Origin of the sequence: Pseudomonas sp. Q11 (genome assembly GCF_024494355.1) — a bacterium.
GTDB lineage: Bacteria > Pseudomonadota > Gammaproteobacteria > Pseudomonadales > Pseudomonadaceae > Aquipseudomonas > Aquipseudomonas hefeiensis.
Window position 1 is genome coordinate 144,212 of record NZ_JAKNQY010000006.1, and the last position, 26,778, is coordinate 170,989.

26 protein-coding genes are annotated in these 26,778 nt (G+C 60.0%); 13 read left to right on the forward strand and 13 right to left on the reverse strand.

The genetic code is table 11. From position 1 onward, the window contains the following. Positions 1-138 precede the first annotated feature (138 nt). The 3 genes from MA884_RS09095 to MA884_RS09105 are packed head-to-tail and all read left to right on the forward strand — an operon-like array spanning position 139 to position 2,629. Positions 139-1,650 carry a methyl-accepting chemotaxis protein gene (locus tag MA884_RS09095; protein WP_256230145.1) on the forward strand — a complete coding sequence of 504 codons (1,512 nt, stop codon included), beginning with the start codon at positions 139-141 and terminating at the stop codon, positions 1,648-1,650. Further along, positions 1,647-2,201, forward strand: coding sequence for an Sbal_3080 family lipoprotein (locus MA884_RS09100; RefSeq protein ID WP_256230146.1), 555 nt, complete (start codon positions 1,647-1,649; stop codon positions 2,199-2,201). The genes MA884_RS09095 and MA884_RS09100 overlap by 4 nt, the downstream gene beginning before the upstream one ends. After that, positions 2,198-2,629 carry a DUF2846 domain-containing protein gene (locus MA884_RS09105; RefSeq protein ID WP_256230147.1) on the forward strand — a complete coding sequence of 144 codons (432 nt, stop codon included), beginning with the start codon at positions 2,198-2,200 and terminating at the stop codon, positions 2,627-2,629. Before MA884_RS09100 ends, MA884_RS09105 begins: the two co-directional genes overlap by 4 nt. 21 nt (positions 2,630-2,650) lie before the next feature. Here the strand turns inward: MA884_RS09105 and MA884_RS09110 are convergent, their stop codons facing one another. The 10 genes from MA884_RS09110 to MA884_RS09155 form a co-directional block, all read right to left on the reverse strand. Continuing rightward, complete coding sequence (locus MA884_RS09110) at positions 2,651-4,891, reverse strand: xanthine dehydrogenase family protein molybdopterin-binding subunit (RefSeq protein WP_256230148.1); 2,241 nt, start codon at positions 4,889-4,891, stop codon at positions 2,651-2,653. Positions 4,892-4,903: 12 nt separating this feature from the next. Beyond that, positions 4,904-5,377, reverse strand: a complete 474-nt coding sequence (locus MA884_RS09115; protein ID WP_256230149.1) for a (2Fe-2S)-binding protein — start codon at positions 5,375-5,377, stop codon at positions 4,904-4,906. 185 nt (positions 5,378-5,562) lie between these two features. Continuing rightward, positions 5,563-6,882 (reverse strand): OprD family porin, encoded by a 1,320-nt coding sequence (locus tag MA884_RS09120; protein WP_256230150.1) that lies wholly within the window; start codon positions 6,880-6,882, stop codon positions 5,563-5,565. A 177-nt stretch (positions 6,883-7,059) separates the two neighbouring features. After that, positions 7,060-7,890, reverse strand: a complete 831-nt coding sequence (locus MA884_RS09125) for a phosphodiesterase (RefSeq protein ID WP_256230151.1) — start codon at positions 7,888-7,890, stop codon at positions 7,060-7,062. A 25-nt stretch (positions 7,891-7,915) separates the two neighbouring features. After that, positions 7,916-8,947, reverse strand: coding sequence for an ABC transporter ATP-binding protein (locus MA884_RS09130; RefSeq protein ID WP_256230152.1), 1,032 nt, complete (start codon positions 8,945-8,947; stop codon positions 7,916-7,918). Further along, entirely contained in the window at positions 8,944-9,738 is a 795-nt protein-coding gene (locus MA884_RS09135) for an ABC transporter permease subunit (RefSeq protein WP_256230153.1), read from the reverse strand. The genes MA884_RS09130 and MA884_RS09135 overlap by 4 nt, the downstream gene beginning before the upstream one ends. Next, positions 9,735-10,556, reverse strand: a complete 822-nt coding sequence (locus MA884_RS09140) for an iron ABC transporter permease (protein WP_256230275.1) — start codon at positions 10,554-10,556, stop codon at positions 9,735-9,737. The genes MA884_RS09135 and MA884_RS09140 overlap by 4 nt, the downstream gene beginning before the upstream one ends. Before the next feature lie 48 nt (positions 10,557-10,604). Beyond that, positions 10,605-11,609 (reverse strand): ABC transporter substrate-binding protein, encoded by a 1,005-nt coding sequence (locus tag MA884_RS09145; protein ID WP_256230154.1) that lies wholly within the window; start codon positions 11,607-11,609, stop codon positions 10,605-10,607. Next, positions 11,593-12,612 (reverse strand): LacI family DNA-binding transcriptional regulator, encoded by a 1,020-nt coding sequence (locus tag MA884_RS09150; protein WP_256230155.1) that lies wholly within the window; start codon positions 12,610-12,612, stop codon positions 11,593-11,595. The genes MA884_RS09145 and MA884_RS09150 overlap by 17 nt, the downstream gene beginning before the upstream one ends. A gap of 272 nt (positions 12,613-12,884) precedes the next feature. Further along, positions 12,885-13,751 carry a LysR family transcriptional regulator gene (locus tag MA884_RS09155; protein WP_256230156.1) on the reverse strand — a complete coding sequence of 289 codons (867 nt, stop codon included), beginning with the start codon at positions 13,749-13,751 and terminating at the stop codon, positions 12,885-12,887. Positions 13,752-13,853: 102 nt separating this feature from the next. Here MA884_RS09155 and MA884_RS09160 point away from each other — a divergent pair, with 102 nt between their 5' ends. The 10 genes from MA884_RS09160 to MA884_RS09205 all read left to right on the forward strand — a co-directional run bounded on the left by MA884_RS09160 (position 13,854) and on the right by MA884_RS09205 (position 23,807). Next, entirely contained in the window at positions 13,854-14,975 is a 1,122-nt protein-coding gene (locus MA884_RS09160) for a muconate cycloisomerase family protein (protein WP_256230157.1), read from the forward strand. A 29-nt stretch (positions 14,976-15,004) separates the two neighbouring features. Then, complete coding sequence (gene catC, locus MA884_RS09165) at positions 15,005-15,295, forward strand: muconolactone Delta-isomerase (RefSeq protein WP_014338349.1); 291 nt, start codon at positions 15,005-15,007, stop codon at positions 15,293-15,295. A 62-nt stretch (positions 15,296-15,357) separates the two neighbouring features. After that, a complete protein-coding gene (gene catA, locus MA884_RS09170; protein ID WP_256230158.1) occupies positions 15,358-16,263 on the forward strand; it encodes a catechol 1,2-dioxygenase in 906 nt (301 codons plus the stop codon). Positions 16,264-16,362: 99 nt separating this feature from the next. Continuing rightward, positions 16,363-17,331 carry an AraC family transcriptional regulator gene (locus tag MA884_RS09175; RefSeq protein ID WP_256230159.1) on the forward strand — a complete coding sequence of 323 codons (969 nt, stop codon included), beginning with the start codon at positions 16,363-16,365 and terminating at the stop codon, positions 17,329-17,331. Between the two features lie 85 nt (positions 17,332-17,416). Next, the gene (locus MA884_RS09180; protein ID WP_256230160.1) at positions 17,417-18,793 is read left to right on the forward strand and encodes a Rieske 2Fe-2S domain-containing protein; all 1,377 of its coding nucleotides are present in this window, start codon (positions 17,417-17,419) and stop codon (positions 18,791-18,793) included. Further along, positions 18,790-19,278, forward strand: a complete 489-nt coding sequence (benB, locus tag MA884_RS09185) for a benzoate 1,2-dioxygenase small subunit (protein ID WP_371134753.1) — start codon at positions 18,790-18,792, stop codon at positions 19,276-19,278. Before MA884_RS09180 ends, benB begins: the two co-directional genes overlap by 4 nt. A 10-nt stretch (positions 19,279-19,288) precedes the next feature. Beyond that, on the forward strand, positions 19,289-20,305 hold the full coding sequence (gene benC / locus MA884_RS09190; RefSeq protein WP_256230161.1) for a benzoate 1,2-dioxygenase electron transfer component BenC: 1,017 nt from the start codon (positions 19,289-19,291) through the stop codon (positions 20,303-20,305). Between the two features lie 10 nt (positions 20,306-20,315). Next, positions 20,316-21,077: a 1,6-dihydroxycyclohexa-2,4-diene-1-carboxylate dehydrogenase gene (locus MA884_RS09195; RefSeq protein WP_256230162.1), complete on the forward strand. Its 762-nt coding sequence runs from the start codon at positions 20,316-20,318 to the stop codon at positions 21,075-21,077. A 55-nt stretch (positions 21,078-21,132) separates the two neighbouring features. After that, a complete protein-coding gene (locus MA884_RS09200) occupies positions 21,133-22,473 on the forward strand; it encodes an MFS transporter (RefSeq protein WP_256230163.1) in 1,341 nt (446 codons plus the stop codon). 77 nt (positions 22,474-22,550) lie between these two features. After that, positions 22,551-23,807, forward strand: a complete 1,257-nt coding sequence (locus MA884_RS09205) for an OprD family porin (RefSeq protein WP_256230164.1) — start codon at positions 22,551-22,553, stop codon at positions 23,805-23,807. Positions 23,808-23,977: 170 nt separating this feature from the next. Here the strand turns inward: MA884_RS09205 and MA884_RS09210 are convergent, their stop codons facing one another. From MA884_RS09210 to MA884_RS09220, 3 genes are all read right to left on the reverse strand, one after another. Continuing rightward, positions 23,978-24,757, reverse strand: a complete 780-nt coding sequence (locus MA884_RS09210; RefSeq protein ID WP_256230165.1) for an SDR family NAD(P)-dependent oxidoreductase — start codon at positions 24,755-24,757, stop codon at positions 23,978-23,980. A 91-nt stretch (positions 24,758-24,848) separates the two neighbouring features. Next, entirely contained in the window at positions 24,849-26,129 is a 1,281-nt protein-coding gene (locus tag MA884_RS09215; protein WP_256230166.1) for a TRAP transporter large permease, read from the reverse strand. Then, on the reverse strand, positions 26,130-26,747 hold the full coding sequence (locus MA884_RS09220; RefSeq protein ID WP_256230167.1) for a TRAP transporter small permease subunit: 618 nt from the start codon (positions 26,745-26,747) through the stop codon (positions 26,130-26,132). Positions 26,748-26,778 lie beyond the last annotated feature (31 nt).

Sequence of the window (26,778 nt, forward strand, 5' to 3'; positions counted from 1 at the left end):
CAAAGACCAGTAGAAAAAGGTAGATGGCTCAGTGCCACTAATCGAGGGTAATCAGCTACAGTTCCATTCCGACACGCCGATAAGACCTGAGACCAGCATTGGTAACGGACCCTCCAAGCCCCCGAAAAGGACAGCCCCATGACATCGCCCGTGCGCTTTAACGATCACTACCGTAAAGCTGATCGCATCATGCTGGGGCTGCTCTGGCTCACTCTGCTGTATTCCCTATGCCTGGCATTCATGCATTCGACGTTCAGCCAGGCGTTGCTGGTAGGGGCGACGACTTGCCTGGTGACCACCGTGCTTTATCGCGGCCTGGCCGGCACCCGCGCCATGCGTTGTGTCATCGCCGTGGCGTTAATGGTCATGGCGGCTTTGCACATCAACCAGACCCGTGGCGTGATCGAGTTTCACTTCGGGATTTTCGTACTGCTGGCGGTGCTGACGTTCTACCGCGACTGGCTGCCAATCGTAGTGGCCGCCGTCACCATCGCCGTTCACCACGTCGGTTTTCACTGGCTCCAGCATCAAGGCTATCCGGTGTTCGTCATGGATGGCCACAGCGGCTGGGCGATGATCTTCATCCATGCCTTCTACGTGGTGGTGGAAAGTGTGATCCTGATTTACCTGGCGAACCAGAGCCTGGTCGACGCCACAGACAATCAGGACGTGCTCGACAAAGTGTTGGCCGCCGCCATGCAGTTGAGCAGTGACACCCAGACCCAGCGCAACCGGGGGGACAAAGTCTCTTCGTCCGAGCGTTTCGATCATTTCCTGCAGCAGATCACCAATCTGGTAGACGGCGTGGTGCGCGATACCCGCAACCTTTCGGACTTGGGCCAGGACCTTTCTCAAGTCGGCCAGACACTGGAGCACGGCGCCAGGCATCAGCTCAATGAAGTGGCACAGATGAGCGGCGCGATTGGCCATTTGGTCCAGGCCATGGACCGCATTGCCGGGCATGTCGGCCAGACGGTACAACGCGCCGGCCAGGCCAGTGAACAGGTCAGCCGCGGGCGCAGCACCGTTGACCAGAGCCGCGAGGAGATTGTCGAGTTGGCCGGTCGCCTCAACCTGACCAACGAAACCGTGCAAGGCCTGGCCGAGCAAGCGCAACAGATCGGCCAGGTGCTGGACGTCATTAACAGCATCGCCGAACAAACCAACCTGCTGGCCCTCAACGCCGCCATCGAGGCCGCCCGAGCCGGGGAGCAAGGACGCGGTTTTGCGGTAGTGGCGGACGAAGTCCGGACCCTGTCGCAAAAGACCTCAACGTCCACCACGGAAATCCAGCAGATCATCGCCAAGCTGCAACAGGGCAGCCGTCAGGCAGCCCTCGCCATGCAAGACAGCCAGGAAGGGGTACAACGCTGCGTATCGGCCAGCCACCTCGCCTCGCAACTGCTGCATGCAGTGGTAGAGGACATCGCGGCGATCAACCACTTCAACGACCTGATCGCCAGCACCACCCAGGAACAGTCCGAGGCCTCGAAGGGCATCAATGAACGCTTGCAAAGTGTCCAGGCCGTCGCTGAGCGCAACGCCGATAACATTGGCATTCTGACTCGGAGCAGCCAGTGCCTGCCACCGTTGGCGGAACGCTTGGCGGTGTTGGGGCAGGCGTTTCATCGTAAAGGTGAGGCGGTTTGAGGTTTTTCTCGCTGGGTCTTTCCAATCCACACCCGGTAAAGAAGGCCGGCGATCGACGGCAAAACGCACCTGACCTAGCAGGACGCCATCATTTTGATATTTTTTTTAGTTTGGAGAAAAGTGTGCGGTTTAGAGCGCTTGTGATTAGTTTTTTATTGATACTGGCCGGGTGTACCAACATTAAAGTTGAACCGGTAGAGCGCCAATATCAAATTTCGAAGATTTGTATTGAAGAGAATCCAAAAGTTGTCGTTAGCGACTTTGTCGATGGTTTGCAACTCCTCTTACGCAAGCACCATATCGAGAGCCATCTCTATACCCGATCTGTGCCGAGCACCTGCGAGTACCGTTTGACCTACACCGCGATTCGCTCGTGGGATTTTTCTGCCTACCTGTCCGATGCCAGTATTTCTCTTTATAAGGGCAATCAAAAAATCGGCTTTGCGCACTATCATCTGACGGGGGAGGGAGGATTCGATCCGTCTAAAGTGGCAACGGTCGAGGAAAAAATGGAGCCGGTGATCAATCAGTTGTTGGGGCAGAACAAATGAGCGCGACAATAAAAAAAATAACAGGGCTGGTACTCCTGCTCCTATTGACCGGCTGCGGCCATACAACTTCCAACCAGCCCTATTTCGAGCCTCCGTTGCCACCTCAAGGTAAAGCGCTCGTTTATCTGGCGCGGACGCATGTCATTCAAGGCAGCTTCTATGACAGCATATTCAGCATTAATGACAGCGCGGTAGTGGGCCTCAATGAACGGACCTATTCCTGGGTCTTCGTGAGCCCCGGCCAGCACAAGATAGCTGCTGGACAGAACAACCATCCCCGAAACGTATTCCTGAACCTCCAGATCGAGGAGGGTAACGAGTATTTCGTTGAATACACTCAGGAACACATGGTTGAGCTTATTCGGGCTCGGAATATGCAGGAAGGAAAAGCAATGGTCAGGGGCTATTCGTACATCCCCGTACGATAGTGCATCTGGAAATTCACTCCGTCACGTCATCTTGAACGGCAGCTCGCGCATTGGCTTGCCTGTCAGACTGGCAATGGCATTGGCAAAAGCCGGGGCCAACGCCGGCAGGCCGGGCTCACCCATCCCCGTGGGTGGTTCGGCGCTTGGCACGATGTGCACGGCAAACTCCGGCATGTCGGTGATGCGCGGCACGCTGAAGTCAGCGAAATTGCTCTGCTGCACGACGCCGTCTTTCAAAGTGACGGCGCCACCCGGCAGGCACATCGACAACCCCATCAGCGCAGCGCCTTGTACCTGGGCTTCCACGCTGCGTGGGTTGACGACCAGGTTGCAATGGACGCCTGCGGTCGCCCGGTGCAGTACCGGACGCCCGTCCTGCACCGACGCTTCGACGACGTAAGCCACCACCGAACTGAACGACTCGTGCACCGCCACGCCCCAGGCATGACCAGCAGGTAGCGGGCGTTTACCGTACTCGCTCTTATCCACCGCCAACTGCAACGCCGCACGATGGCGTGGGCTTTGATCGCCAAACAGTTTCATCCTGTAAGCCACTGGATCCTGCTTGGTCGTCCGGGCGATCTCGTCGATCAGCGTTTCCATCACGAAGGCCGTATGGGTGGAACCCACGCTGCGCCACCACAGCACGGGTACATTGAGTTTCGGGTGATGAACTGTCAGGCGCATCGGCAGCGGATAGGGATTGCGCATCCCTTCAGTCGCGGTAGGGTCGATGCCGTTCTTCACCCGCCCACCAAACACCGTACCGGTCATGATGGATTGTCCGACCAGGGCGTGATCCCAGGCCAGCACCTTGCCGTTGTCGTCAAATCCGATGCGCGCACGGTGCAGGTGCATGGGGCGATAGTAGCCCCCCTTGATGTCGTCCTCCCGGCTCCAGAGGGTGCGGATAGGGGCGTTGACCCCGGCGGTGCGTGCGGCCTTGGCGACCTCGCAAGCCAGCACGGCGAAATCGTTGGTGGGCACGCCGCGCCGGCCAAAACCACCGCCGGCGGTCTGCACGTTCACCTTGATCTGCTCTGGCTTGAGGTCCAGCACCTTGGCAGCCGCGGCACCATCACCGCCGGGGAACTGCGTACCGACCCACAGTTGGGCGCCATCGCCCGCTAGCTGCACGGTGCAATTGAGGGGCTCCATCGGAGCATGGGCGAGGTAAGGAAACACGAACTCGGCGTCCAGTTGATGCGGCGCGGTAGCAAGCGGCGTCATGTCAGCATCAAAGTGCAGCGGGCCGGGCTGGCTGGCCAGTTCCCGGTATTGAGCCAATTGTTTCTCGCTGTCCACTTTTTCTACAGCGTTCACATCCCACTCCACTTTCAGCGCATCGCGTGCCAGCTTTGCCTGCCAGTAACTGTCGGCGACCACCGCAACACCTTCGGCACCGCCGTCAAGCGGTACGCGCAACACGGCTTTCACACCCCGGGTTGCACGCGCCGCACTGTCATCCAAAGAGGCGATTCGGGCACCGAACACCGGTGGTCGGGCGACCACGGCAGTGAGCTGCCCAGGCAGGTGCATGTCGATGCCAAAATCCTGCTGGCCGCTGCTCTTGGCCTTCGCATCGATGCGTGTCGTGGCCTGGCCAATGATGCGGAAGTCCTTGGGATCCTTGAGCGTGATCGTTTCCGGCACGGGCAGCGCCATTGCGGCTTCGGCCAGTTCGCCGTAGCTCGCTTTGCGCCCGGCTGGACCGAGCACCATGCCGGCCTGGGTGCTCAGGCTGGCCACGTCCACGTTCCAGCGCGCTGCCGCAGCAGCAAGCAACATTGCCCGAGCCCGGGCACCCAGTTCGCGGTATTGGGTATAGCTGTTCTTGATCGAATTGGAGCCGCCAGTGAGGTGCATACCAAAGATCGGATCCTGGTAAGCCCCGTCACTGCTGCCGTTGCGGGCTCGCACCAGATTCCAGTCGGCATCGAGTTCCTCGGCAAGAATCATCGGCAGGCTGGTCTGCACGCCCTGGCCAAACTCCAGGCGGTTGATCGTCACCGTCACCATGCCGTCAGGTGCGATCTGTACGAATGCGGAAGGCTGCTGAGTCGGTTTGAGCGGCCCTACGGCAGCACCATTGGCTTCTTGCGCCAGGGCCAGGTGCGGAAAAGCGCCCAGGGCCAGGCCACCGATGCCGACAATCTTGAGGAAGCTGCGGCGGGGAAGGGTGGTAGGGCCGTCAGCCTGATCGCGTTCAAGCATATGTTGCAGGGCGCGAGGGAGCTCGTCGGAAAAAATTTCGTTCAACATGGTGGGCTCCGATCAGGCAAGGGTTTTGGCCGCATCTGCCACAGCAGCACGGATGCGGGCGTACGTGCCACAACGGCAGATGTTGCCAGCCATGGCCGAGTCGATTTCGGCCGCCGTAGGCTGCTTGCCCTTGGGCTGGGCTTTGAGAAACGCCGTGGCGCTCATGATCTGACCGCTCTGACAGTAGCCGCATTGCGCCACATCGTGCTTGACCCAGGCCTCATGCACGGCGGTGCCGACCGGGTCACTGCCATCTGTGGCCGCTTCGATGGTGGTGATCTTCTTGCCTTGGGCAGCGGAGATTGGCGTCACGCAGGAACGAATGGCCTGCCCATCCAGGTGAACGGTGCAGGCGCCACACAGGGCTGCACCACAACCAAATTTGGTGCCAGTCATGCCCAGCGTGTCGCGCAGGGTCCAGAGAATCGGGGTGCCTGGGTCTACGTCGACCGTATACTCACGGCCATTGATGTTGAGGGCGCTCATAGCGATTCCAGCTCCAGAAGGTTTGGCTCTGGTTAACTATAGGAAGCAATCCAGGGGGCTGGTTGCATAATCCGCGCGAATGATTGCCCAATCGTGCGAATCAGCCGACGTTGGGAAAACGCTGATAAAGAGCCAGGAGAGTTTCACGCAAGTTCGACTCCCTGGCCCTGAATAGCGCTGGGCGCTTACATCAACGGAATGCTGTAACTCACGATCAGGCGATTCTGGTCCTGGTCGCGAGCCACTTCACTTCTGGACATCGCGTTGCGCCAGCCAAAGCCCAGGTTCTTCAGCGTACCGCTCTGGATCACATAGTCCAGGGAGAGATCGCGTTCCCACTCACTGGCGTCCTGGCCGCTGGCGGTCTGGATATTGTCGCCCTTGAGGTACATCACCGACGCCTTCAAGCCTGGAACGCCAAGCGCTGCGAAGTCGTAGGCATACTGGGCGAATGCCGTGCGCTCACCCGCCTGGATGAACGTCTGAATAGTGCGGTCGGTGTAGAGATAAAGGCTGGCGCCGGCTTCGCCTTTATCCACCAGGCCACCCTGGTTGAGTTGGGCAAAGTTGCTGTCTTCGGAAACGCTTTGATAGCCCGCGGTAATGGCATGGCCACCCAGCGAGTAAATGAACGCCGCACTCCAGGTATCGTTGTCGATTTCGCCGCTACCGTCCTTGGTGTAGCCGCCCAGTTTGTAGCCACTGGCGCGACCGGCGGCGCTGCTGTTCTTGCCATCGGACGTGGTCTTGAAGTAGCGCAAATCGGTTTTCAGCGAACCGTATTCGCCCAGCGGCAACACATGCAACAACCCGGCGAAATGCTGTTGGTAATAGTCTTCGAGATTGGCGTAGTAATACTGTGCGGTCAGATCCTTGGTCAGTTTGTAATCGCCACCGGCAAAGGTGAATTTATTGCTTTCCTGGCTGCCGCCCGCAACGGCCAGCCCGGCGCGGTCACTCGATGCACGCCCGGTGGCGTGTTCCAGTTGGCCGGCGGTGAACGTCAGGTTGTCGATTTCATTGCTGGTGACTTGGCCACCTTCGAAAGTTTGTGGCAACAGGCGGCCATCGTTGGACACCAGGATCGGCAGTTTCGGTTGCAAGGTGCCGTAGCGCAGTTCGGTCTTGGAGACGCGCATCTTCGCCGTTGCGCCGAGACGAGCCCATTGGTCGGCAGCCTTGTCCCCGTCGTTGGGAAACATCGAGCTGCCAACATGGCGGCCCGCGCCACTGTCGAGTTTCAAACCCAGCAGACCGATGGCATCCAGACCAAACCCCACAGTGCCGTCGGTAAACCCGGACTGATAATTGAGCATGAAGGCCTGGCCCCATTCCTCAGTCTTCGAGGGCGCGGCGGCACCGTCACGGTTGTCGTTGTTGAAGTACAAATTGCGCAAGTTCAAGTTGGCTTTACTGTCGCTGATAAAATCAGCAGACGCCAACGGGCTCATGACAATACTCACGCCGCCGGTTAATAAACTCAGTACTTTGAATAGAGCTTTCATCAGGACGAACTCCAGCGCGGAACCTTTGTTCCGGGCACAGTGAAAAGGCAGCAGGAAGCCGTCGGCCGATCACATGATTGGCCGATGCGTTCAATAACTCGTTAGAAAATCTTCAATGAATAGAGTGGGTAGGGATTAAATCTCCAAAGCAAGCCATCAGTGAAAGTCCCTGGGTTATCAGTCGATCAATCCATGAGCGTCATAAAACGGATACGGTCCGCGATACTCGCCAAACACGCCGTTATGGGTCACCAGTGCCTGCCCATGCCAGTGGTGCAGCAGATACCCGGGCGGTTCCAGATTGAAATGCGCGGGAGCGGTTGGCTGTAGATCCAGGACGATTTGATGTGAGGTACCGGGGCACACGCAACTCAGGCTGCCGCCGAAACGCCGTTGCATCGGCCGATGCAAATGTCCGCACAGCAAGCGCTCCACCTGCGGGTGTCGGGCAATGACCTGCTCCAGTGCCGCCGCGTTGATGAACGGTTCACGGTCCATATGGCCAATCCCGCTTACAAACGGCGGGTGATGCAGAACCAATAGCGTCGGCGCATCGGGGCGACGCGCCAGTTGTTCATCGAGCCAGCGCAATTGGCTGTCCAGTAGCTGACCGCCATGGGCACCGGGAATGGTGGTGTCCAGACCGATAAGGCGTATCGGATGCTCCTCCACCACCCAGTCCAGGGGGGCGTCAGCCCGTATCGGCAGGTAGCGGTGGTCGGCAAATGCCGCCCGCAAATGCTCGCGATTGTCGTGGTTACCAGGCACCAGGTAGCAAGGCATGTGCAGGCGCGCCAGTTCAGGGTGCAGCGCGGCATATTCATCAGGGCGGCCGAAGTCCACCAGATCGCCACTGACCACCACGATGTCGGGACGCGGTACCTGGGTGTTCAAATGATCAACCGCACGACGCAGCGCAGCGCGGGTATCGACAACGCCGTAAGTCAGTTTTTGCCCGGCTTTAAGGTGCAGATCACTGATCTGCGCGATGAGAAACGGATGATTCAAAATAAGCCCTCTGCAAACACAAAGATCACGATGACAGGGTGAACAACACTTGTGGCTCGACGGCCAGGGCAATCAGGGCACCGGGGGCGTGGATAGCGCTATCGGTGCTGTCCACCAGCAAAGGCTGAGCCGCGCCAACATCCACCAGCAGACGGCTTTGAGCCCCCTGGAAAAACTGGCCCACCAGACGCCCGTGCAGATGCCCCTCGTTGTCCATCACCCGCAAATGCTCGGGGCGGCAATAGACAGTGGCGGGCAGATCGGCACCATTCCACGGCAACTCACCGCCACTGACCTTCAAGCCATGGAGCGTGTGCTCGATCACCGAAAAAGCATTGAGATTGCCGACAAAACGGGCGACGAAAGCGTTGGCAGGTTGCTGATAGATGTCCCGCGGGCTGGCCAGTTGCGCGACGCGGCCGTGCTCCATGACCAGGATGCGATCTCCCAGCGCCATGGCTTCGCCCTGATCGTGGGTGACGAACACAGCGGTAATGCCCAAGCCGCGTAGCAACTGGGCCAATTCGCTGCGCAGGCGTTCACGTAACTGCGCGTCCAGTGCCGCCAACGGTTCGTCGAGCAACAACACCCGGGGCCTGGGTGCCAGGGCGCGGGCGAGGGCGACTCGCTGGCGCTGACCGCCGGACAACTCGTGGATACTGCGCTTGCCGTGATCCTGCAAGCCGACAAGTTCCAGCAATTCCAAACAGCGCTTGTTGCGCTCGGCGGGTGACACACCGCGAACTTTCAGGCCATAAACAATGTTGCCGGACACATCCAGATTGGGAAACAGCGCATAGTTCTGAAACACCATGCCCACGTCGCGACGTTCGATGGGGAGGCGGGTGACGTCACTGTCGCCAAAAAATACCTGGCCCACGTCCGGACGCTCGAGACCTGCGATCAGGCGCAGGGTGGTGGTTTTACCGCAACCGGACGGGCCGAGGATCGCCAGGGTTTCTCCAGCATCAATGGTCAGGTCCAGGTCATGTACGGCAACGGTGCCGTCAGAGAACGCCTTGCGACAACCCTTCAGGCGAATGGTGGTTCCGCTCATCGATTTTCTCCACGGGAAAGACGCGCGCTGATGGCCTGCAGCGCAACAAGCAGCGGCACAATCATCAGCAGGAATATAAGGGTGTAGGCGCTGGCGACTTCCAGCCTGGCCGAGGCATAGCTGTCGGCCAGGCCCACCGGCAAGGTTTTGGTCATCGGGGTGTGGAGCATCCAGGTCAGGTTGAACTCACCCAACGACAGGGTGACGACCATCAAGACCCCGGCGAGAATCCCTGCCCGACAGTTGGGCACCACCACGCTGAAGAAGCGCCGGATCGGCCCGGCGCCCAGGCTGGCGGCGGCTTCTTCCAGGACCGGCAGGTGCTGGCGTTGCATCACCGCCATCACCGGTCGCACCAGAAATGGCAGGGTGAACAGCACATGGCCGACGAGAATGAATAACCAACTGCTGCGAAACCCGCCGAACTGACCATAGGTGAGCAGCAATGCCAAGGCACTGGCCAGACCGGGCATCGCTACCGGCAACACCATCAGTTCCTCGAACGCGCGGCTGAAGCGGTTGTTCATCCGTACCAGTGCGTAAGCCGCCGGCACACCCACCACACAGACACACAGCGCACAGGCGGCGGCCAGTTGCAGGGACAGCCAGACCGTCGGCGAATACGCCTGCCAGACTTGCAGCAGCCAGTCGAAGGTCAGGCCGCTGGACAGCCCCTGGAAGTAATTGCGCGTCAGCCCGGCCAGCAGCGACATCACCACGGGCACCAACATGAAAGCGCACACCAGCAAGGTAAACATCAGTTGCCCGACAAACAGCGTTGAGCGTTTCACAAGACCGTCCTCGAATCTTTGGCCAGCCGCCGGGCCAGCAACAGGACCGCCCAGGTCACCAGCCCCAACACCACCGACAGCGCAGCGGCCACGGCGAAATTGGCGTAGTTGGTAAACACGTTGTAGATCGCCACTGGCGTCACGTTGAGCCGGGTACCCAGGGTGAAGGCGGTACCGAACGCGCCCATGGAGGTGGCAAAGCAAATCGCCCCGCAGGAGACCAATGCCGGTGCCAGGCCGGGGACAATGACATCACAGAGCACACGCCAATGACTGGCCCCCAGTGAACGGGCGGCCTCTTCCAGGCTGCGATCCAGGCTTTCACAAGCAGCCATCACCGTAAGAATCACCCGCGGAATCGAGAAGTACAGGTAGCCGATGCACAAGCCCATCAACGAGTAGGCAAACACCCAGCGCTCACCCACCAGGCCGAGACCCAGGCTGGCGAACAAGCCTTGGCGGCCGGCCAGCAGGATCACCAGAAAACCAACGACCACCCCGGGAAATGCCAGCGGGAAGGTCAGCAACGCGACGAGTACCGAACGGCCGAAGAAACGCTGGCGACTGAGAAAAAAACCACTGAAGCCGCCCACCAACAGCGCTGCGAGGGTCGTTGCCAGTGCCAGCAGGCAGGTCTGCGCCAGACTGCCCAGGTATTGCGCGCTGCTCAGCACCTGCCAATAACCGCTGTCGCTGCCATCGCGACTTTGCCCACCGAGCAGGACCAGGTGCGCCAGCGGCAACAACCAGAAGGCCAACAGCACCGCCGCCGCTGGCGCAAGCGCCCAGGCAGCGGTCGGCCGCAAGCGCGGCACCATGGCCCAGCCCGACCGTACGTCCCGGGCTTTTACTGCCGAGGCGGTCACTTACTTGACCTCGCTCAGATAACGTGCGGAAAAGGCTTCCTGCGCCGCGGCCATCTGCTCGTAGTTGACCACGCCGGCCCGGGCGTAATCGCTGTCGGGCAGGAACTGCGCGGCGACGTCGGCAGGCATTTTCATCGCCCGCACCGGCCGCAGGTACGCCTTGGCCCAGAGCGCCTGGCCTTGCTCGGACAAAACGAAATCCAGGACCTTCTCGGCGTTGGCCCGATGGGGGGCGTTGTCAACGATGCTCATCACGTAAGGCACGCTGATGCTGCCTTCCTTGGGAATCACGAAGGCAACGTTGGCCTTGTCTTTGTAACGAGCCCGATAGGCGTTGAAGTCGTAGTCCACCAGAATCGGCAACTCCCCGGACAGCACCCGCGCATAAGCCGTCTGCTTGGGCACGATCGGCGAGTTTTTCGCCAGCTTTTGGAAGTAGTCGATGGCTGGGGCGAAGTTATCCAGATTACCGCCCATGGCCTGGTTGATCGCTACCGCCGAGACGTAACCGACGAAAGCGCTGGACGGGTCAAGGTAGCCGACCATGCCTTTGTACTCAGGCTTGAGCAGGTCGGCCCAGCTTTGTGGCACGGGCAGGCCGCCCAGCGCATCGACGTTGACCATGATGCCCAGGGTGCCGGAGTGAATGGCAAACCAGTGCCCGTCGGGATCCTTCAAACCCGCCGGGATCTGCTCCCAGCCCTTGGGTTTATACGTGCCGACCACCCCGGCTTTTTGCGCCTGCAAACCGAACGTCACGCCGTAATACACCACATCCGCCACCGGCGCGGCCTTCTCGGCGACCAGTTGCGCCAATGACTGTCCGGAGTTCTTGTTGTCCAGCGGAACCTGCACGCCAGTGGTATCGGCAATCGCCTTGAGCTGCGTGCCCCAGTCAGCCCATTCTGGTGGACAGTTGTAGCAAATCGCCGTTTCGCCGGCCTGGGCCAGGCTGGCCGCGCCGCATAACAGCAGTGTCGCCAGGGTTTTACGCAAGTGGATCATCAAGCGTCTCCTCGTAGGGTTGAGTACTTTCGCCCGGCCGGATATGGCAGGGCAGACAATGGGAAACCGGGGTGGCGCCAGCGATCTGCGCCAACAATTGATCAATCACGGTGCAGGCCAGTGCCTCGATGGGCTGAACAACACTGCACAGCGTCGGGTGCATTTGGGTGCCAAGGGCGATGCCGTCAAAGCCGATAACCGAGAGTTGCCGGGGCACTTGCCAGCCGTTGCGGCGCAGTTCGGCGATCAAGCTGATTGCCAGCAAATCGTTGGAACAGAGCAGCGCACTGAGCGCCTGGGGGCCATGCAATAACGGCTCGATGGCGGCGAAGTCAGCCTGGGTATGGGCGGGCATTTCAATCACCGGCAGGCTGGTGAGACCGGCCCCACGCATTGCCTCGCAATAACCGGCATAACGCAGGCGAGCACGGTCCGATTGCAGGGCAGGGCCGGCGACCATGCCAATCCGCGTGTGCCCGGCCTCCAGCAGATAGCGGGTGGCGAGCGCCATGCCTGCGCGGTTGTCCACCGACACCGCGCTGTAATCCGGATTACCCGGCTGGTGATAAGCCAGCACAAAAGGCGTGTCCTCGCTGTCCAGGCTTTGCAGCACCCGGTTGCTCTCGGCGTCGGTTACCGTGAGGACCAGGCCATCGACGCGCTGGCGCAACAACTCCTCGACGACCGCGCTTTCGCGCTCGCTGCTGTAATCGGTGGTTGCCAACAACAGGTTGTACCCATGCACGCGCGCAGCGCGCTCCATCGCCTGAAACTGCTCGGCGAACACCGGATTGAGCAGGTTAGGTACCACGACACCGATCAGCTTGGTCACTTGCAGGCGCAGTTGGCGACCAAGGCGGTTGGGCCGAAAACCCAGCTGGCGCGCCGCGGCGAAGACTTGTTCCCGGGTAGCCGGACGGACCACTTCAGGGGAGGCAAAGGCTCGCGCCGCGGTCGCCCGCGAAACCCCTGCCAGCCGTGCAACTTCTTTCAAATCAGTCATTGTCACTCGCTTGAGATCGATCTCATTGGCGAGGACATTACTCAGGGTGTATGGCGTTTCGGCGACGCAGTGATGACAATTTGATGTCAGCCACTGATGTCTATCGGTGAGGGCTATCCAGGACGCATGCTGGGCTAACGCGGATAAAAATGTGGGAGCGGCTTGCTCGCGAAAGCGGTGTGACAGCCGACCTCTATGTGTCTGATACACCGTATTCGCGCAGATTCAGCGCATGAGTCGCACCCAGACCATCAAGGCGACGACGAAGTGACTCATCGCTTGGCGAGCAGCCCAAGGCATTGTTGCAATACTGGCGATACGTCTCCGGCGCGGTAGCTCACGACGATGGGTGAAGTGGCGCTGCTGTCCAGCAGCGAGGTGTAGCCAATGTCATCGCGGTGCAGTCTTTGCACCGAGGCGGGTACCAGGGTAATACCGATGCCTGCTGCCACAAGGCCGATGGCGGTCTGCAGCTCGTTCACCGTTTGCACCACCCGGATCCGCAAGCCCTGTGCGGCGAAGATGCCCAAGACGTGGTCGGCATAGCTCGGGCGCGGGGTGCCCGGGTAGAGGACAAAAGGTTCTGCTGCCAGTTGCTCCAGGGTGGCCGGTCCCGAGAGCAGCGGGTGACCTGCCGGCAGGGCTGCGACCAACGGGTCCTGGCGCAGAATTTCCTGGGTGATGGTGGGATCATCGAACAGCATCCTGCCAAAACCAATGTCGATGCGGCCACTTTTCAGCGCTTCGAGCTGCTGCAGGGTGATGAGTTCCGAGAGCCCCAATTCCACATCGCCGAGGTTACGCAACTGACGGATCAACTCAGGTAACGCGCCGTATAGCGTGGAAGGGGCAAAGCCAATACCCAGCCAGCGTTTCTGGCCTGCTGCGACGCGACGCGTATCGTCGCCAATGCGCACCAGCTGTTCCAGCAGTTGGCTGGAGTGCTCATGAAAGAACCGACCCGCTTCGGTCAACCTCAGCGGCCTGGAACGTTCAAGCAACGCCACCCCCAGTTCATTCTCCAGTTGCTGGATCTGGCGACTCAGCGGTGGCTGGGCAATGTTCAACTGCTCAGCGGCGCGAGTGAAATTCAGGGTTTGCGCCAGCACGCGGAAGTAACGCAAATGACGAAGTTCCACGATACCTCCAAGGTATAAAGCGAGACTTAATCAATATTGGACGGTCTGCTTCCCCAGCGTCAATCTTTGTCCAAGAACAAACACAACGCCGACGGAAAGATTATGACTGCTGTCACCCTCGAACGCTTCGATACCCAAATTGTTGACCTACCCACGATCAGGCCACACAAATTGGCCATGCATACCATGCATGGCCAGACGCTGGTCATTCTGCGGATCCAGTCCAGTGACGGCATCATCGGCGTCGGCGAGGCCACGACCATCGGCGGCTTGGCGTACGCCGGGGAAAGCCCGGAAAGCATCAAGGTGAACCTCGACAAATGGTTCGCACCGCTGCTGATAGGGCAAGACGCGAGCAATCTCAACGCGGCCATGCAACGGGTTGACCGGGTCATTCGTGGCAACACGTTCGCGCGTTCAGCGGTGGAAACCGCGCTGCTCGACGCCCAAGGCAAGCGCCTTGGACTGCCGGTGGCGGAATTGCTCGGCGGACGTGTACGCGACGGTGTGGAAGTGGCCTGGACGCTGGCCAGCGGCGACACCGGCCGAGACATCGAAGAGGCCGAACACATGCTCGATGTACGTCGTCACCGGCATTTCAAACTGAAGATCGGTGCCGCAGAGCCGGCTCACGACATCGCCCATGTCGCGGCGATCAAGCGTGCCCTGGGTGACCGCGCCAGTGTGCGCGTCGACATCAACCAGGCATGGAGCGAAGCGCTGGCCATACGGGCCTGTCGACTGTTGGCCGATGCGGGTGTCGAGCTGATCGAACAACCCTTGTCCCGACACGACCGGCCGGGCATGGCCCGCCTCAGTGCCCACAGCCCGATCCCGCTGATGGCCGATGAGGCGATCGAGTCGGTGCAAGACAGCTTTGCCCTCGCGCAGATGGGCTCCGCTTCGATTTTTGCCCTGAAAATCGCCAAGACCGGCGGCCCCCGGGCAGTGTTGCGTACTGCTGCGATTGCCGAAGCCGCCGGTATCGGGCTGTACGGCGGTACGATGCTCGAAGGCAGCGTCGGCACGCTGGCGGCCGCTCATGCCTTTGCCACGCTGGACAAGCTGGAATGGCATACCGAGCTGTTCGGACCGCTGCTGTTGACCGAAGATATCCTGGTGGAACCGCCTGTCTATCGGGACTTTCAGCTCATGATCCCGCGCACGCCCGGTTTGGGCATCGAGCTGGATGAACAACGGCTTGCGCGTTTTGCGCGCCGCTGACCTGCCCAAGCCAAGAGGATACCCACGAGATGCTTTTCCACGTACGCATGACCGTCAGGCTCCCAGCCGATATGCCGGCTGAAACAGCCGCTCAGCTCAAGGCCGACGAGAAAGAACTTGCGCAGCGCCTGCAACACGAAGGCACCTGGCGTCATCTGTGGCGCCTGGCCGGACTCTACGCCAACGTCAGTGTGTTTGATGTGCCGGATAACCAGGCGTTGCATGACACCCTGATGCAATTGCCGCTGTACCCCTACATGGAGATCGACGTGACACCGATGTGCCGACATCCATCTTCGATCCATGCCGACGACCGCTGAGTTCACCCGATTCGCAGCACTGACATCGACAAGAACAAATAATACTGATGAGGGCCAAAGCCATGACCGTTCGTATCTCCCAAACCGCTGAAGTGCAGCAATTCCTCGAGAAAGCATCCGGTTTCGACCAGCCCACCGGGAGCCAGCGGATGAAGCAGGTGGTGCATCGTGTCTTGAACGACTCGATCAAGCTCATCGAGGACCTTCAGGTAACCCCCGAAGAGTTCTGGAAGGCTGTCAACTACCTGAACGATTTGGGCCACCGCCAGGAGGCTGGCCTGGTCGTCGCGGGGCTGGGGCTCGAACATTACCTGGACATGCTGATGGACGCCGAAGATGAACAGGCCGGCCATGTCGGCGGCACGCCACGGACCATTGAGGGCCCGCTGTATGTGGCCGGCGCGCCGCTGTCGGAGCACTTTGCCCGCCTCGATGACGGCCAGGACCCGGGCACGGTGTTGTTCATGACCGGCCAGGTACGCGACACCGATGGCGAGCCCCTGGTCAACGCGGTGGTCGATGTCTGGCACGCGAATACCGGCGGTACCTACTCCTATTTCGACCCTTCGCAGTCCGAATTCAACTTGCGTCGGCGGATCCTGACGGACGCCCAGGGACGCTATCGTTTCCAAAGTATCGTGCCGTCTGGCTACGGCTGCCCGCCGGATGGTCCGACCCAGCAATTGCTTGACCAGCTGGGGCGTCATGGTCAGCGGCCTGCACACATTCATTTCTTCATTTCGGCGCCTGGACATCGTCACCTGACGACGCAAATCAACCTGGCTGGGGACCGATACCTGCACGATGATTTTGCTTATGCAACCCGTGACGAATTGATCGCCGAGATCCGCTTCAGCGACGATGCCAACGGCCAGCGGGCGGATATCGAGTTCGACTTTGTCCTTCAACCGACCGCCGCGCCCAAAGACGAAAGCCGTCCCGAGCGAGTGCGAGCGCTGGAGGTGTGATTCACCGTTACGCCTGACACCAAGCCCCCGCAGCGATTGCTGACGGGGGCTTTGTGGCTTCAGCCTGGTCTTGAGCAAACAACAAAAAGAGGCGCAAACATGACCGTGTTATTGAGTGAGCGCAGCCAGATTTTCGACCGTGCAGATGCCCATGCCGTGTCGGATTACGTTAACCAGCACGTGGGCAGTCACTGCATTCGCCTGCCGCCCAAAGGCCGCCCTCAGGCCAGCATCAGCCATCGCACGTTTTCGAGCCTGGACTTGTGTCGTATCAGTTATGGCGCCCCCGTGCGAGTCACCTCGACGGCGCTGGAGACCATCTATCACCTGCAGATCCTGCTTAACGGCCATTGCCGGTCCGCCGCCCGAGGCCAGGAGCAGATTTTCCGGACCGGCGAAATTCTGCTGATCAACCCGGATGACCCTGTCGATCTGACGTATTCGGCCGACTGCGAGAAATTCATCGTCAAATTGCCCGTCAGGCTGCTGGAGAACGCCTGCCTGGAGCAGCATTGGACACTTCCCCAGCAAGGGATCCGGTTCGTGACCGAGCGCCATGAGCTCAAAGAGATGAGTGGTTTTGTGCAACTGCTGGGGCTGATCTGCCATGAAGCCGAAAACGCGGCGCAAGGGGAGGTCCAGTGCCTGTACGAGCGGATCGTCGCCAACAAGTTGCTGGCGCTGCTGGCAAGCAACGTCTTGAGAGTCGCCCCCCAGGCTGAAGAGGGCAAGGGATTCGAGCGCGTGCGGCAGTTCATCGAGGAGCACCTGACCCAAGACATCAGCGTCGAACAGTTGATGGCCGTCGCCCGGGTCAGCGAGCGCTCGCTGTACACGCTGTTCGAGCGCCAGGTCGGCGTTTCACCACGGGACTATATGCGCCAGCGCAAGCTGGAAAGGGTGCATGCGCAGTTGAACAGCGCGACCGCCCGCAGCGTGACCGAAGTCGCGCTGGATCACGGTTTCCTGCACCTGGGGCGTTTCTCCGAGGCCTACCGCAAGCGCTTTGGCGAGCTGCCGTCGCAGACCTGGCGGCGCCAGCGCCAGCACGTTGCGCCAAGCGGATAGCGATTGGCAGCCAGCGGATATTGACGCCGCAAGCGAACACGTAGGGTGAGGGGGCCTGATACAAGAACAACCGAGGGCCTACCCCATGATCAGCACGCTCGACAGACTCGCCCGTCAACTCAGCGAATCCGTTCAGGAAGATCCCGCTACCGGGGTCTTCCGTTGCCGCCGCGACATCTTCACCGACACCGAACTGTTCGCCCTGGAGATGAAGCATATTTTTGAAAGTGGTTGGGTCTACCTGGCGCATGAAAGCCAGGTACCGGACATCAACGACTACTTCACCACCTACATGGGCCGCCAACCCGTCGTCGTCACCCGCGACAAACAAGGGACGCTGCACGGCCTGGTCAATGCCTGCGCCCACCGGGGCGCCATGCTGTGCCGGCGCAAACAGGGCAACAAAGGCTCATTCACGTGCCCGTTCCACGGCTGGACCTTCAGCAATGCCGGCAAGCTGCTTAAAGTCAAAGATGCCAAGACCGGCGCCTACCCTGACAGTTTCGACTGCGACGGCTCCCATGACCTCAAGCGCCTGGGCCGTTTCGAGAATTATCGCGGCTTCCTGTTCGGCAGTCTCAGCGAAGCGGTTCCGGCACTGAGTGATTACCTGGGCGAAACCCGGGTCATCATCGACCAGATGGTCGACCAGGCGCCCGAAGGGCTGGAAGTGCTGCGCGGCAGCTCGTCCTACACCTACGATGGCAACTGGAAATTGCAGATCGAGAACGGTGCCGACGGCTATCACGTCAGCTCGGTGCATTGGAATTACTCGGCAACCATGGGCCGCCGCAACTATGAGGCCGAAGGCACCCGCACCGTGGATGCCAATGGCTGGTCGAAGAGCCTGGGTGGGGTCTATGCCTTCGAACATGGGCACATCCTGCTGTGGACTCGCCTGCTCAACCCCGAAGTGCGTCCGGTGCATGCGCACCGTGAGGCACTCGCCGAGCGCCTGGGCCAGGAGCGTGCCGACTTCATCGTCGACCAGACCCGCAACCTGTGCCTGTACCCCAACGTTTACTTGATGGACCAGTTCTCGACGCAGATCCGCGTCGTGCGGCCCCTCTCAGTCGACAAGACCGAAGTGACGATCTACTGCATGGCGCCCAAGGGCGAAAGTGCCCATGAGCGCACGACCCGCATTCGCCAGTACGAGGATTTTTTCAACGTCAGTGGCATGGGCACGCCCGACGACCTGGAAGAGTTCCGTGCCTGCCAGACCGGTTATCAGGGGGCGACAAGCCTGTGGAATGACCTGAGCCGCGGCGCAAAGCAGTGGATCGAGGGGGCTGACGAGAATGCTCGCGCCATGGGCATGAACCCGCAGCTCAGCGGGGTGAAAACCGAGGACGAGGGGTTGTTCGTCCGTCAACACGCCCACTGGGCCGCCAGCCTGCAACGAGCGATTGAGTTGGAGCGACAAGGCCTGATTGCCACCGACAAGGAGGTGCGCTCGTGAGCATGTCCCGTGACAGCCTGCTGGCTTTTCTCTACCGCGAAGCACGCCTGCTGGATGATCGCCAGTGGGACGAATGGCTGGAGTGCTACTCGCCCAAAGTCGAGTTCTGGATGCCGGCGTGGGATGACCACGACACGCTGACGCAGGACCCGCAAAGTGAGATTTCGCTGGTGTATTACCCCTGCCGCGACGGCCTGGAAGACCGAGTTTTCCGCATCAAGACCGAACGCTCCAGTGCCAGCACGCCGGAGCCGCGAACCGTGCATTTCATCACCAACCTCGAGGTACTGGCTGAAGACGCCGGATACGTGGAGCTGCGTTTCAACTGGCAAACCCTCAGCCATCGCTACAAGACCACGGATACGTATTTCGGCACATCTTTCTATCGCCTGGACATCAGCGCTGAACAGCCGCTGATCACACGCAAGAAAGTGGTGCTGAAAAACGACTACATCCATCAGGTCATCGACATCTATCACTTCTGAGGACAGCGCCATGACGTACTCCATAGCCCTCAATTTTGAAGACGGGGTGACCCGTTTCATCGACTGCAAAGTGGGTGAGAAGGTGCTGGATGCCGCCTTTCGCCAACGTATCAACCTGCCCATGGATTGCTCGGACGGTGTTTGCGGCACCTGCAAATGCCGCTGCGAGACCGGCGCCTATGATCTGGGCGACGAGTACATTGACGATGCGCTGACGGAGGACGAAGCGCAGGAACGGCAAGTCCTGACCTGCCAGATGGTGCCGCAATCCGACTGTGTCATCGCCGTGCCGGTGCCTTCCAGCGCTTGCAAGACCGGCACCACCCGGTACGCTGCCAGCGTCGCCGGCATTGCCCGGCATGCCGATGCCGCGGTGGAAATCAGCTTCGAGCTGGACCAGGCCGCGATTTTCCTGCCCGGTCAGTACGTCAATATAGAGGTGCCGGGCAGTGGTCAGACCCGCTCGTATTCCTTCAGCAGTCGGCCAGGCGAAAAGCACGCCAGTTTCTTGATAAAGCATGTTCCCGGCGGCTTGATGAGCAGTTGGCTGGAACGTGCCCGGCAAGCCGAGACAGTTGCCATGACAGGGCCGTTGGGCAGCTTCTATCTACGTGAGGTTACTCGGCCACTGTTGTTCCTGGCCGGAGGTACCGGGCTTGCACCGTTCCTGTCGATGCTTGAAGTACTCGCCGAACGTGCGGAAACGCAACTGGTGTCATTGATCTACGGTGTGACTCGCGATCAGGACCTGGTGATGGTCGAGGCCCTGGAAGCCTTCGCCGCGCGCCTGCCGAACTTCAGTTTCGTAACCTGCGTGGCGGACCCCGGAACCGCTCATCCTCGCCAAGGCTATGTCACCCAGCACATGGCGCCAGCCGTGCTCAACAACGGTGATGTCGACGTGTACCTCTGCGGGCCACCGCCGATGGTTGATGCCGTACGCCGGCATTTCAAGGAACAAGGTGTCACCCCGGCGAGCTTTCACTACGAGAAGTTCACCCCCAACGCCATCGTTGACGCCGCCTGAGGACACTGAAATGAACCCACGTTTCAACGAAAAGGTTGCGCTGGTCACCGGTGCAGCCCAGGGCATCGGTCGGTGTGTTGCCGAGCGATTGCTGGAGGAGGGCGCGTTGCTGGTTGCCGTCGACCGCTCTGAACTGGTCCACGAACTGCAGCATGAACATGCGCTGACCTTGACGGCTGACCTGGAGCAATACGCGGAGTGCGCACAGGTAATGGCCACGACCAAAGCGCGTTTCGGGCGTATAGACATCCTGATCAACAACGTTGGCGGGACGATCTGGGCCAAACCGTTTGAGCACTACGCCGAACATGAAATCGAAGCCGAAGTACGTCGTTCCTTGTTCCCGACGCTGTGGTGCTGCCACAGCGTATTGCCCTGCATGCTCGAACAGGGTAGCGGCGTGATCGTCAACGTTTCATCGATTGCCACGCGCAGCGTCAATCGCGTTCCGTACGGCGCGGCCAAAGGCGGCGTCAATGCGCTGACTGCCTGTCTGGCGCTAGAAACCGCCGGCAGCGGCATCCGGGTCAATGCCACGGCCCCCGGCGGCACCGAAGCGCCGGCGCGCCGCATTCCTCGCAACAGTCAGCCGCAAAGCGAGCAGGAGCGGGTCTGGTACCAACAAATCGTCGATCAGACCATCGACAGCAGCCCGATGAAACGCTACGGGACCCTCGATGAGCAAGTCGGCGCCATTCTGTTCCTGGCATCAGATGAGGCTTCCTACATCACCGGCGTGACATTGCCGGTAGGGGGCGGCGACCTGGGCTGACGCTGCGGCAGTACCTACGGATCTCACACACAACAAAAATAATGAGAGTAAAGCCATGCGGACCATCGACGTACATTCGATCATCGACAACGCCCCTTTCGGGCGCTTCCATTGGCTGGTCATGGGCTTATGCGCCTTGCTGTTGATCTTTGACGGCTATGACCTGTTCATCTACGGCGTGGTCTTGCCAGCGATCATGAAGGAGTGGGGGCTGACGCCTCTGCAGGCCGGCGCGCTGGGCAGCTATGCACTGTTTGGCATGATGTTCGGTGCTTTGGCATTCGGCAGTCTGGCCGACAAGATCGGCCGCAAGAAAGGCATCACCATCTGCTTCGCGCTGTTCAGCATGGCGACGGTGATCAATGGTTTCGCCAGCACGCCCGGCGAGTTCGGCGTATGCCGTTTCATCGCCGGGCTTGGATGTGGCGGGCTGATGCCCAACGCGGTCGCGCTGATGAACGAGTACGCGCCGAAAAAAATGCGCAGTACCTTGGTTGCGTTGATGTTCAGCGGCTATTCCCTCGGCGGCATGCTGTCGGCCGGTGTCGGTATCTTCATGCTGCCGCGTTTTGGTTGGTCGTCGATGTTCTTCGTCGCGACCCTGCCATTGTTGCTTCTGCCGTTGATTCTTCACTACCTCCCGGAGTCCATTGGCTTTCTCATCCGCCAGGGCCGCACCGAACAGGCCCGTGAGCTGCTCGAGCGCCTGGCGCCAGGGAGCGACATCAGCGTCGAAGACACGCTTCAACTAAATGAAACCAAGGGCAAGGGCGCATCAGTACTGGAGCTGTTCAGGGATGGCCTCGGTGTAAGAACGGTGGCGATCTGGGTGGCGTTTTTCTGTTGCCTGCTGATGGTCTACGCATTGAGCTCGTGGCTGCCCAAGCTGATGGCCAACTCCGGCTACAGCCTGGGTTCAAGCCTGTCGTTCTTGCTGGCGTTGAATTTTGGCGGCATGGCAGGCGCGATTCTGGGAGGGTGGCTTGGGGATCGGCTGAATCTGGTGAAAGTCATGATCGGATTCTTTCTTGCTGCCGCACTCTCCATCAGCCTGCTGGGTATCAACAGCCCGATGCCGGTGCTGTACCTGCTCATCTTCATCGCCGGTGCTACCACTATCGGCACGCAAATCCTGTTGTACGCCGGTGCCGCACAGCTTTATGGCTTGAACATTCGCTCCACGGGCCTGGGCTGGGCCTCCGGAATTGGTCGCAACGGCGCAATCGTCGGTCCGCTCTTGGGCGGCGCACTGATGGGGATCGAATTGCCCCTGCAACTGAACTTCATGGCCTTTGCCGTTCCGGGCGCCATTGCGGCACTGGCAATGACCGCGTTCGCCCTGAACGAACGTCGCACCCTGCCTGCTGCGATTGAAGCACCCTCGGTAAAGGCCTGACGCCGAGCGTAATAGCCCGCACGTCATGACGGCGGGATCATGAGCTGTCGATAAATAACAATAATTAAGAGCACAACATGAATCAGCAAACCATACCGCGTTTCTGGCTTTCACTCCTGGGCGTGCCACTCGTCGCGTCGGCGGCGGACCAAGGCTTGCTCGAAGGTTCCACCGCCACCTTGCAAGCTCGCAACTATTACTTCAGCCGGGACTATTCCGACATCGTCGGCGCAAATCGGCAATCCAAGGCCGAGGAGTGGGGACAGGGTTTCATCCTGACGTTCAAATCCGGCTACACACAGGGGCCTGTGGGGTTCGGCATAGATGCGCTAGGGACGCTGGGCCTCAAGCTCGACAGCAGCCCTGACCGGGTCAATACCGGGTTGTTGCCGGTCACGGACGATGGTCGTGCGGCTGACGATTACAGCCGTCTGGGCCTGACGTTCAAAGCGAAAGTCTCTAAAACCGAACTGAAGGTCGGGGAGCTACAACCGAATCTTCCGATACTTGCCTTCAGCGACATACGTCTGCTGCCCCCGAGTTATCAGGGGGTGAGCATCAGCTCCAGCGAGATCAGTGGCCTGACTGTACAAGCAGGTCACTTGACGACGACCAGCCTGCGCAACGAAGCCGGCGACGAAAAAATGCTCGCCATGCTGGGCCATGTGCCTCAACGCCAGGCTGACAGCGATGCTTTCAACTACCTCGGCGGCGACTACAGCTTCAACAGCAATCGCACCAGCGTCAGCCTCTGGCACGGCCAGCTGAAAGACATCTATGCCCAGGATTTCATTGGTTTCAAGCACAGCCAGCCCATGGGCGACTGGGTTCTGGGCGCCAATCTCGGCTATTACGATGCCAGCGAGGACGGCAGTGAAATGCTGGGAAAAATCGATAACCAGGCGTTCTTTTCGTTGCTGTCTGCGAAACGTGGTGGCCACACCTTTTATGTCGGTTACCAGGCGATGTATGGCGACAGTGCGTTCCCCAGGGTTTTCGCCAACGTCACGCCTCTGGGTAACGAGGTGCCAACTTATGAGTTCGCCTATACCGATGAGCGTTCCTGGCAGGCTCGTTACGACTATGACTTCGCTGCAATGGGGGTGCCTGGCCTCACGACGACGGTGCGCTACATCACGGGTGACAACGTGAACACCGGCGCGGGTTTTGAGGGCAAGGATCGCGAGCGCGACCTGGATATCGGCTACGCGTTCCAGAACGGTTTTTTAAGCGGCTTGGGGGTACGCGTGCGCAACGTCATGGCGCGTTCTAACTACCGCAGCGACATCGACGAGAACCGGTTGATCGTCAGTTACACCTGGAAGCTGCTCTGACCTGCTCGGTGCATCCGATACCATCCCGGCAGGTGCACATGACCCGATAAGCGACGCTGTTGCGTGGGATCTTCAGTCCGACAGGGACTGCGAGCGCCCGACAGACGCTGCGGGATCTGCAGCGCCTGGAGGACTCCACGCGTGGCGAATGCCCGGGGAACCTATTCAGATCAAGGGGCCTTGTTCTCGATCAAGCAGTTCCCACCATCCACCACAATGACTTCGCCCGTGAGGTAGCTCGCCTCTGAAGACGCAAGGAACGCAACCACTGCAGCCACCTCTTCGGGACGTCCGGCCCGGCCCATCGGTGTGTAACCTGCCGCCTTGGCTTCCTCGGCAGTGGTCGACCCTGTGGTGATCCAGCCGGGAGCGACGCTGTTTACCGTGATCCCTTGCTGGGCGACTTCCAGCGCCAGGCTCATGCTCATTCCAACCATCGCGGCCTTTGCGGCGCTGTAAGCCGCTTCACCGGGGTTGCTGCAGCGGGTGCCGGTAGTGGAACTGATGTTGACGATGCGCCCGTAACGGCGCACCCGCATCCCGGGCAGCGCCGCCCGTGTAAGCAGAAAAGCCGTGGTCAAGTTTCGCGCCAGTGTAAGGTTCCAGGTGTGCAGATCCATGGTTTCCAAGTCGGAAAAAAACTCCGGGCTTCCTTGCATGGCCATACCCGCGTTGTTGACCAGAATATCGATCTGCCCCCAGAGGGACTCTGCCCACGCCATGAACTCACGTACATGGTTTTCATCGGTAAGATCGAGGGCCCGCCCTTCGACTTCGAACCCTTCGGCGCGCAGTTCTGCGACTCGATCATTGATTCGCGCACTGCTGGCGGTGACGATCAGTTTGGCACCAGCAGTACCCAGTCTGCGCGCGATCGCCATGCCGATCCCAATCTCACTTCCAACCCCACTGACAAGGGCTACAGGGTTCTGTCTGGTTGCGTTTGGCATGGTGTCTCCAGAGGTTGTAGGTGATTGCCGGGTGTCATATATACACCCAGATCAATCTCCGAATGCCGCCCCTTATAGCGCCTTGCTCGAATCAAGCAAATTGCGGAAGCCAAAGCGCGATCTGCGGAAACAGGATCAAGAGCGCGATCAACACAAGTAATACGAAACAGAAAGGCAAGGTGCCGAAGACCACATCCAGGAATTTGCCTTTATTACGAATACTTTGCACCACGAACAGATTCATCCCGAATGGCGGGGTGATTTGTCCCATCTCGCACAGGATGATGAGTATCACGCCGAACCACAGCGGATCGAAACCCAAGGCGATAATGACTGGCACCACCAGCGGTGCGGTGGTGATCAACATGGCCAGCGTGTCCATAAAGCAGCCGAGGATGATGTAGAACAGGATGATGGCCAGCAGCGTGCCCATCGGCGACATGTCGAGGCCCGTCACGAAACTGACCAGGGTTGATGTCAGCCCGATGGATGACAGCACGAAATTGAGGAAGAACGCCGACAAGGTAATGAAGATGATCATCCCGGTCGTGCGCATGGTTGACTCGAAGGCTTGTCCCAGGTTTTGCCAGGTGAAGGCGCGCCGCCACAGGCCCAGGGCGAACGCGGCGATGACCCCCAGGGCCGCCGATTCACTGGCGGTCGCGAAACCGCTGTAGATGGCCCCGACCACCAGGGCGAAGATGGCCAGCGGCGGCAGCAGGTCTGGAAGGCTGTCCAGCCGTTCGGCCCAGGTCGAGTGTTCCTTTTTGCCGCCCAAATCGGGCCGGATGAGGCACGCCAACACGATGATCGCCACGAACATGAAGCTGAGCAGGATGCCCGGGATCGTAGCCGCCAAGTACAACTTGGGCACTGAGAGATTGGCGATCAGCGCGAACAGAATCATGTTGATCGAGGGCGGAATCAAAATACCGAGCGTACCGCCGGCGGCAATCGAGCCGAGGAACAGCGGGGCAGGGTAGCCTTTACGTTCCTGCTCCGGCAGGGCGAGGGTCGAGATGGTGGCCGCGGTCGCCACGCTGGAGCCGCTGGTTGCCGAGAACAGTGCCGAGGCGCCAATGTTCGAATTCATCAAGCCACCGGGCAGCCAGGAAAGCCACTTGGCGACGGCACCGTACATGCGCCCGGCGACGCCCGAGCACACCAGTAACTCGCCCATGAGTATGTAGAGCGGGATAGCGACCAACAAAAATTCGGCGCTGGTGCTCCAGGCAATTTCGCCTATGGCGTTGCTGAGCGGCAATGTCGAGAACAGTTCTGACAACGAAAGGCCCAGCAAGCCGACGCTGACCGCCGCAGCCACGCTCAAGCCGAGCAGGGCCAGTAGGGTGAAGAGGGTAAAGGCGAGCATTTAGTGCGCTCCATTCGACGGGGTCGTTGTGTGCCCTGGTGCGGGACGGTGGGTTTCTTCTTGAATGTCCTCCTCGACGGAATGGATGCCGATCAGCGCACCGATCGACGCCCATCGTTGTTGGCGCAGTTGGATCACGCTGGCCCAGCCCAACACCCCGATGGTCAGGGCAAAGAACAGGTAGCCGGCGAACCAGACGGCTTGAGGTACCCACTGCGGGATTTGCAGCGGTGTGGTGGACGTCGAGCGGTACTGGATGGAATCCCACAGTACGTCCCATGCGTGGAACAGCACGGTGCCGACGAAAAGCGCCATACAGCTCAACGCCAGCAGATCCAGGGAGGTCCTGAATTTGAGGGGCAGGCGCGAGTAGACGATGTCCACCCGGATATGGGAGCGTTTTAACAAGGCGATGGGAAAGGCCCAGGTGCTGACAATGGCCAGGACATAGCCGGCTATTTCGTCGGCGCCGCCCATGGACAGGCCGATGGTCTTGCGCAGGATCAGGTCAATGCCGATCATCAGTGCGGTGCCCATCAGGGCAATACCGCCAAGCCAGGCGCTTAGCCTGGCAATGCTGTTCACGAGACGGATAGCAGAAAATTCAGTGCGTTTCATGGAGGGGGTTCTCCGCAAACGTGGGGGCGTT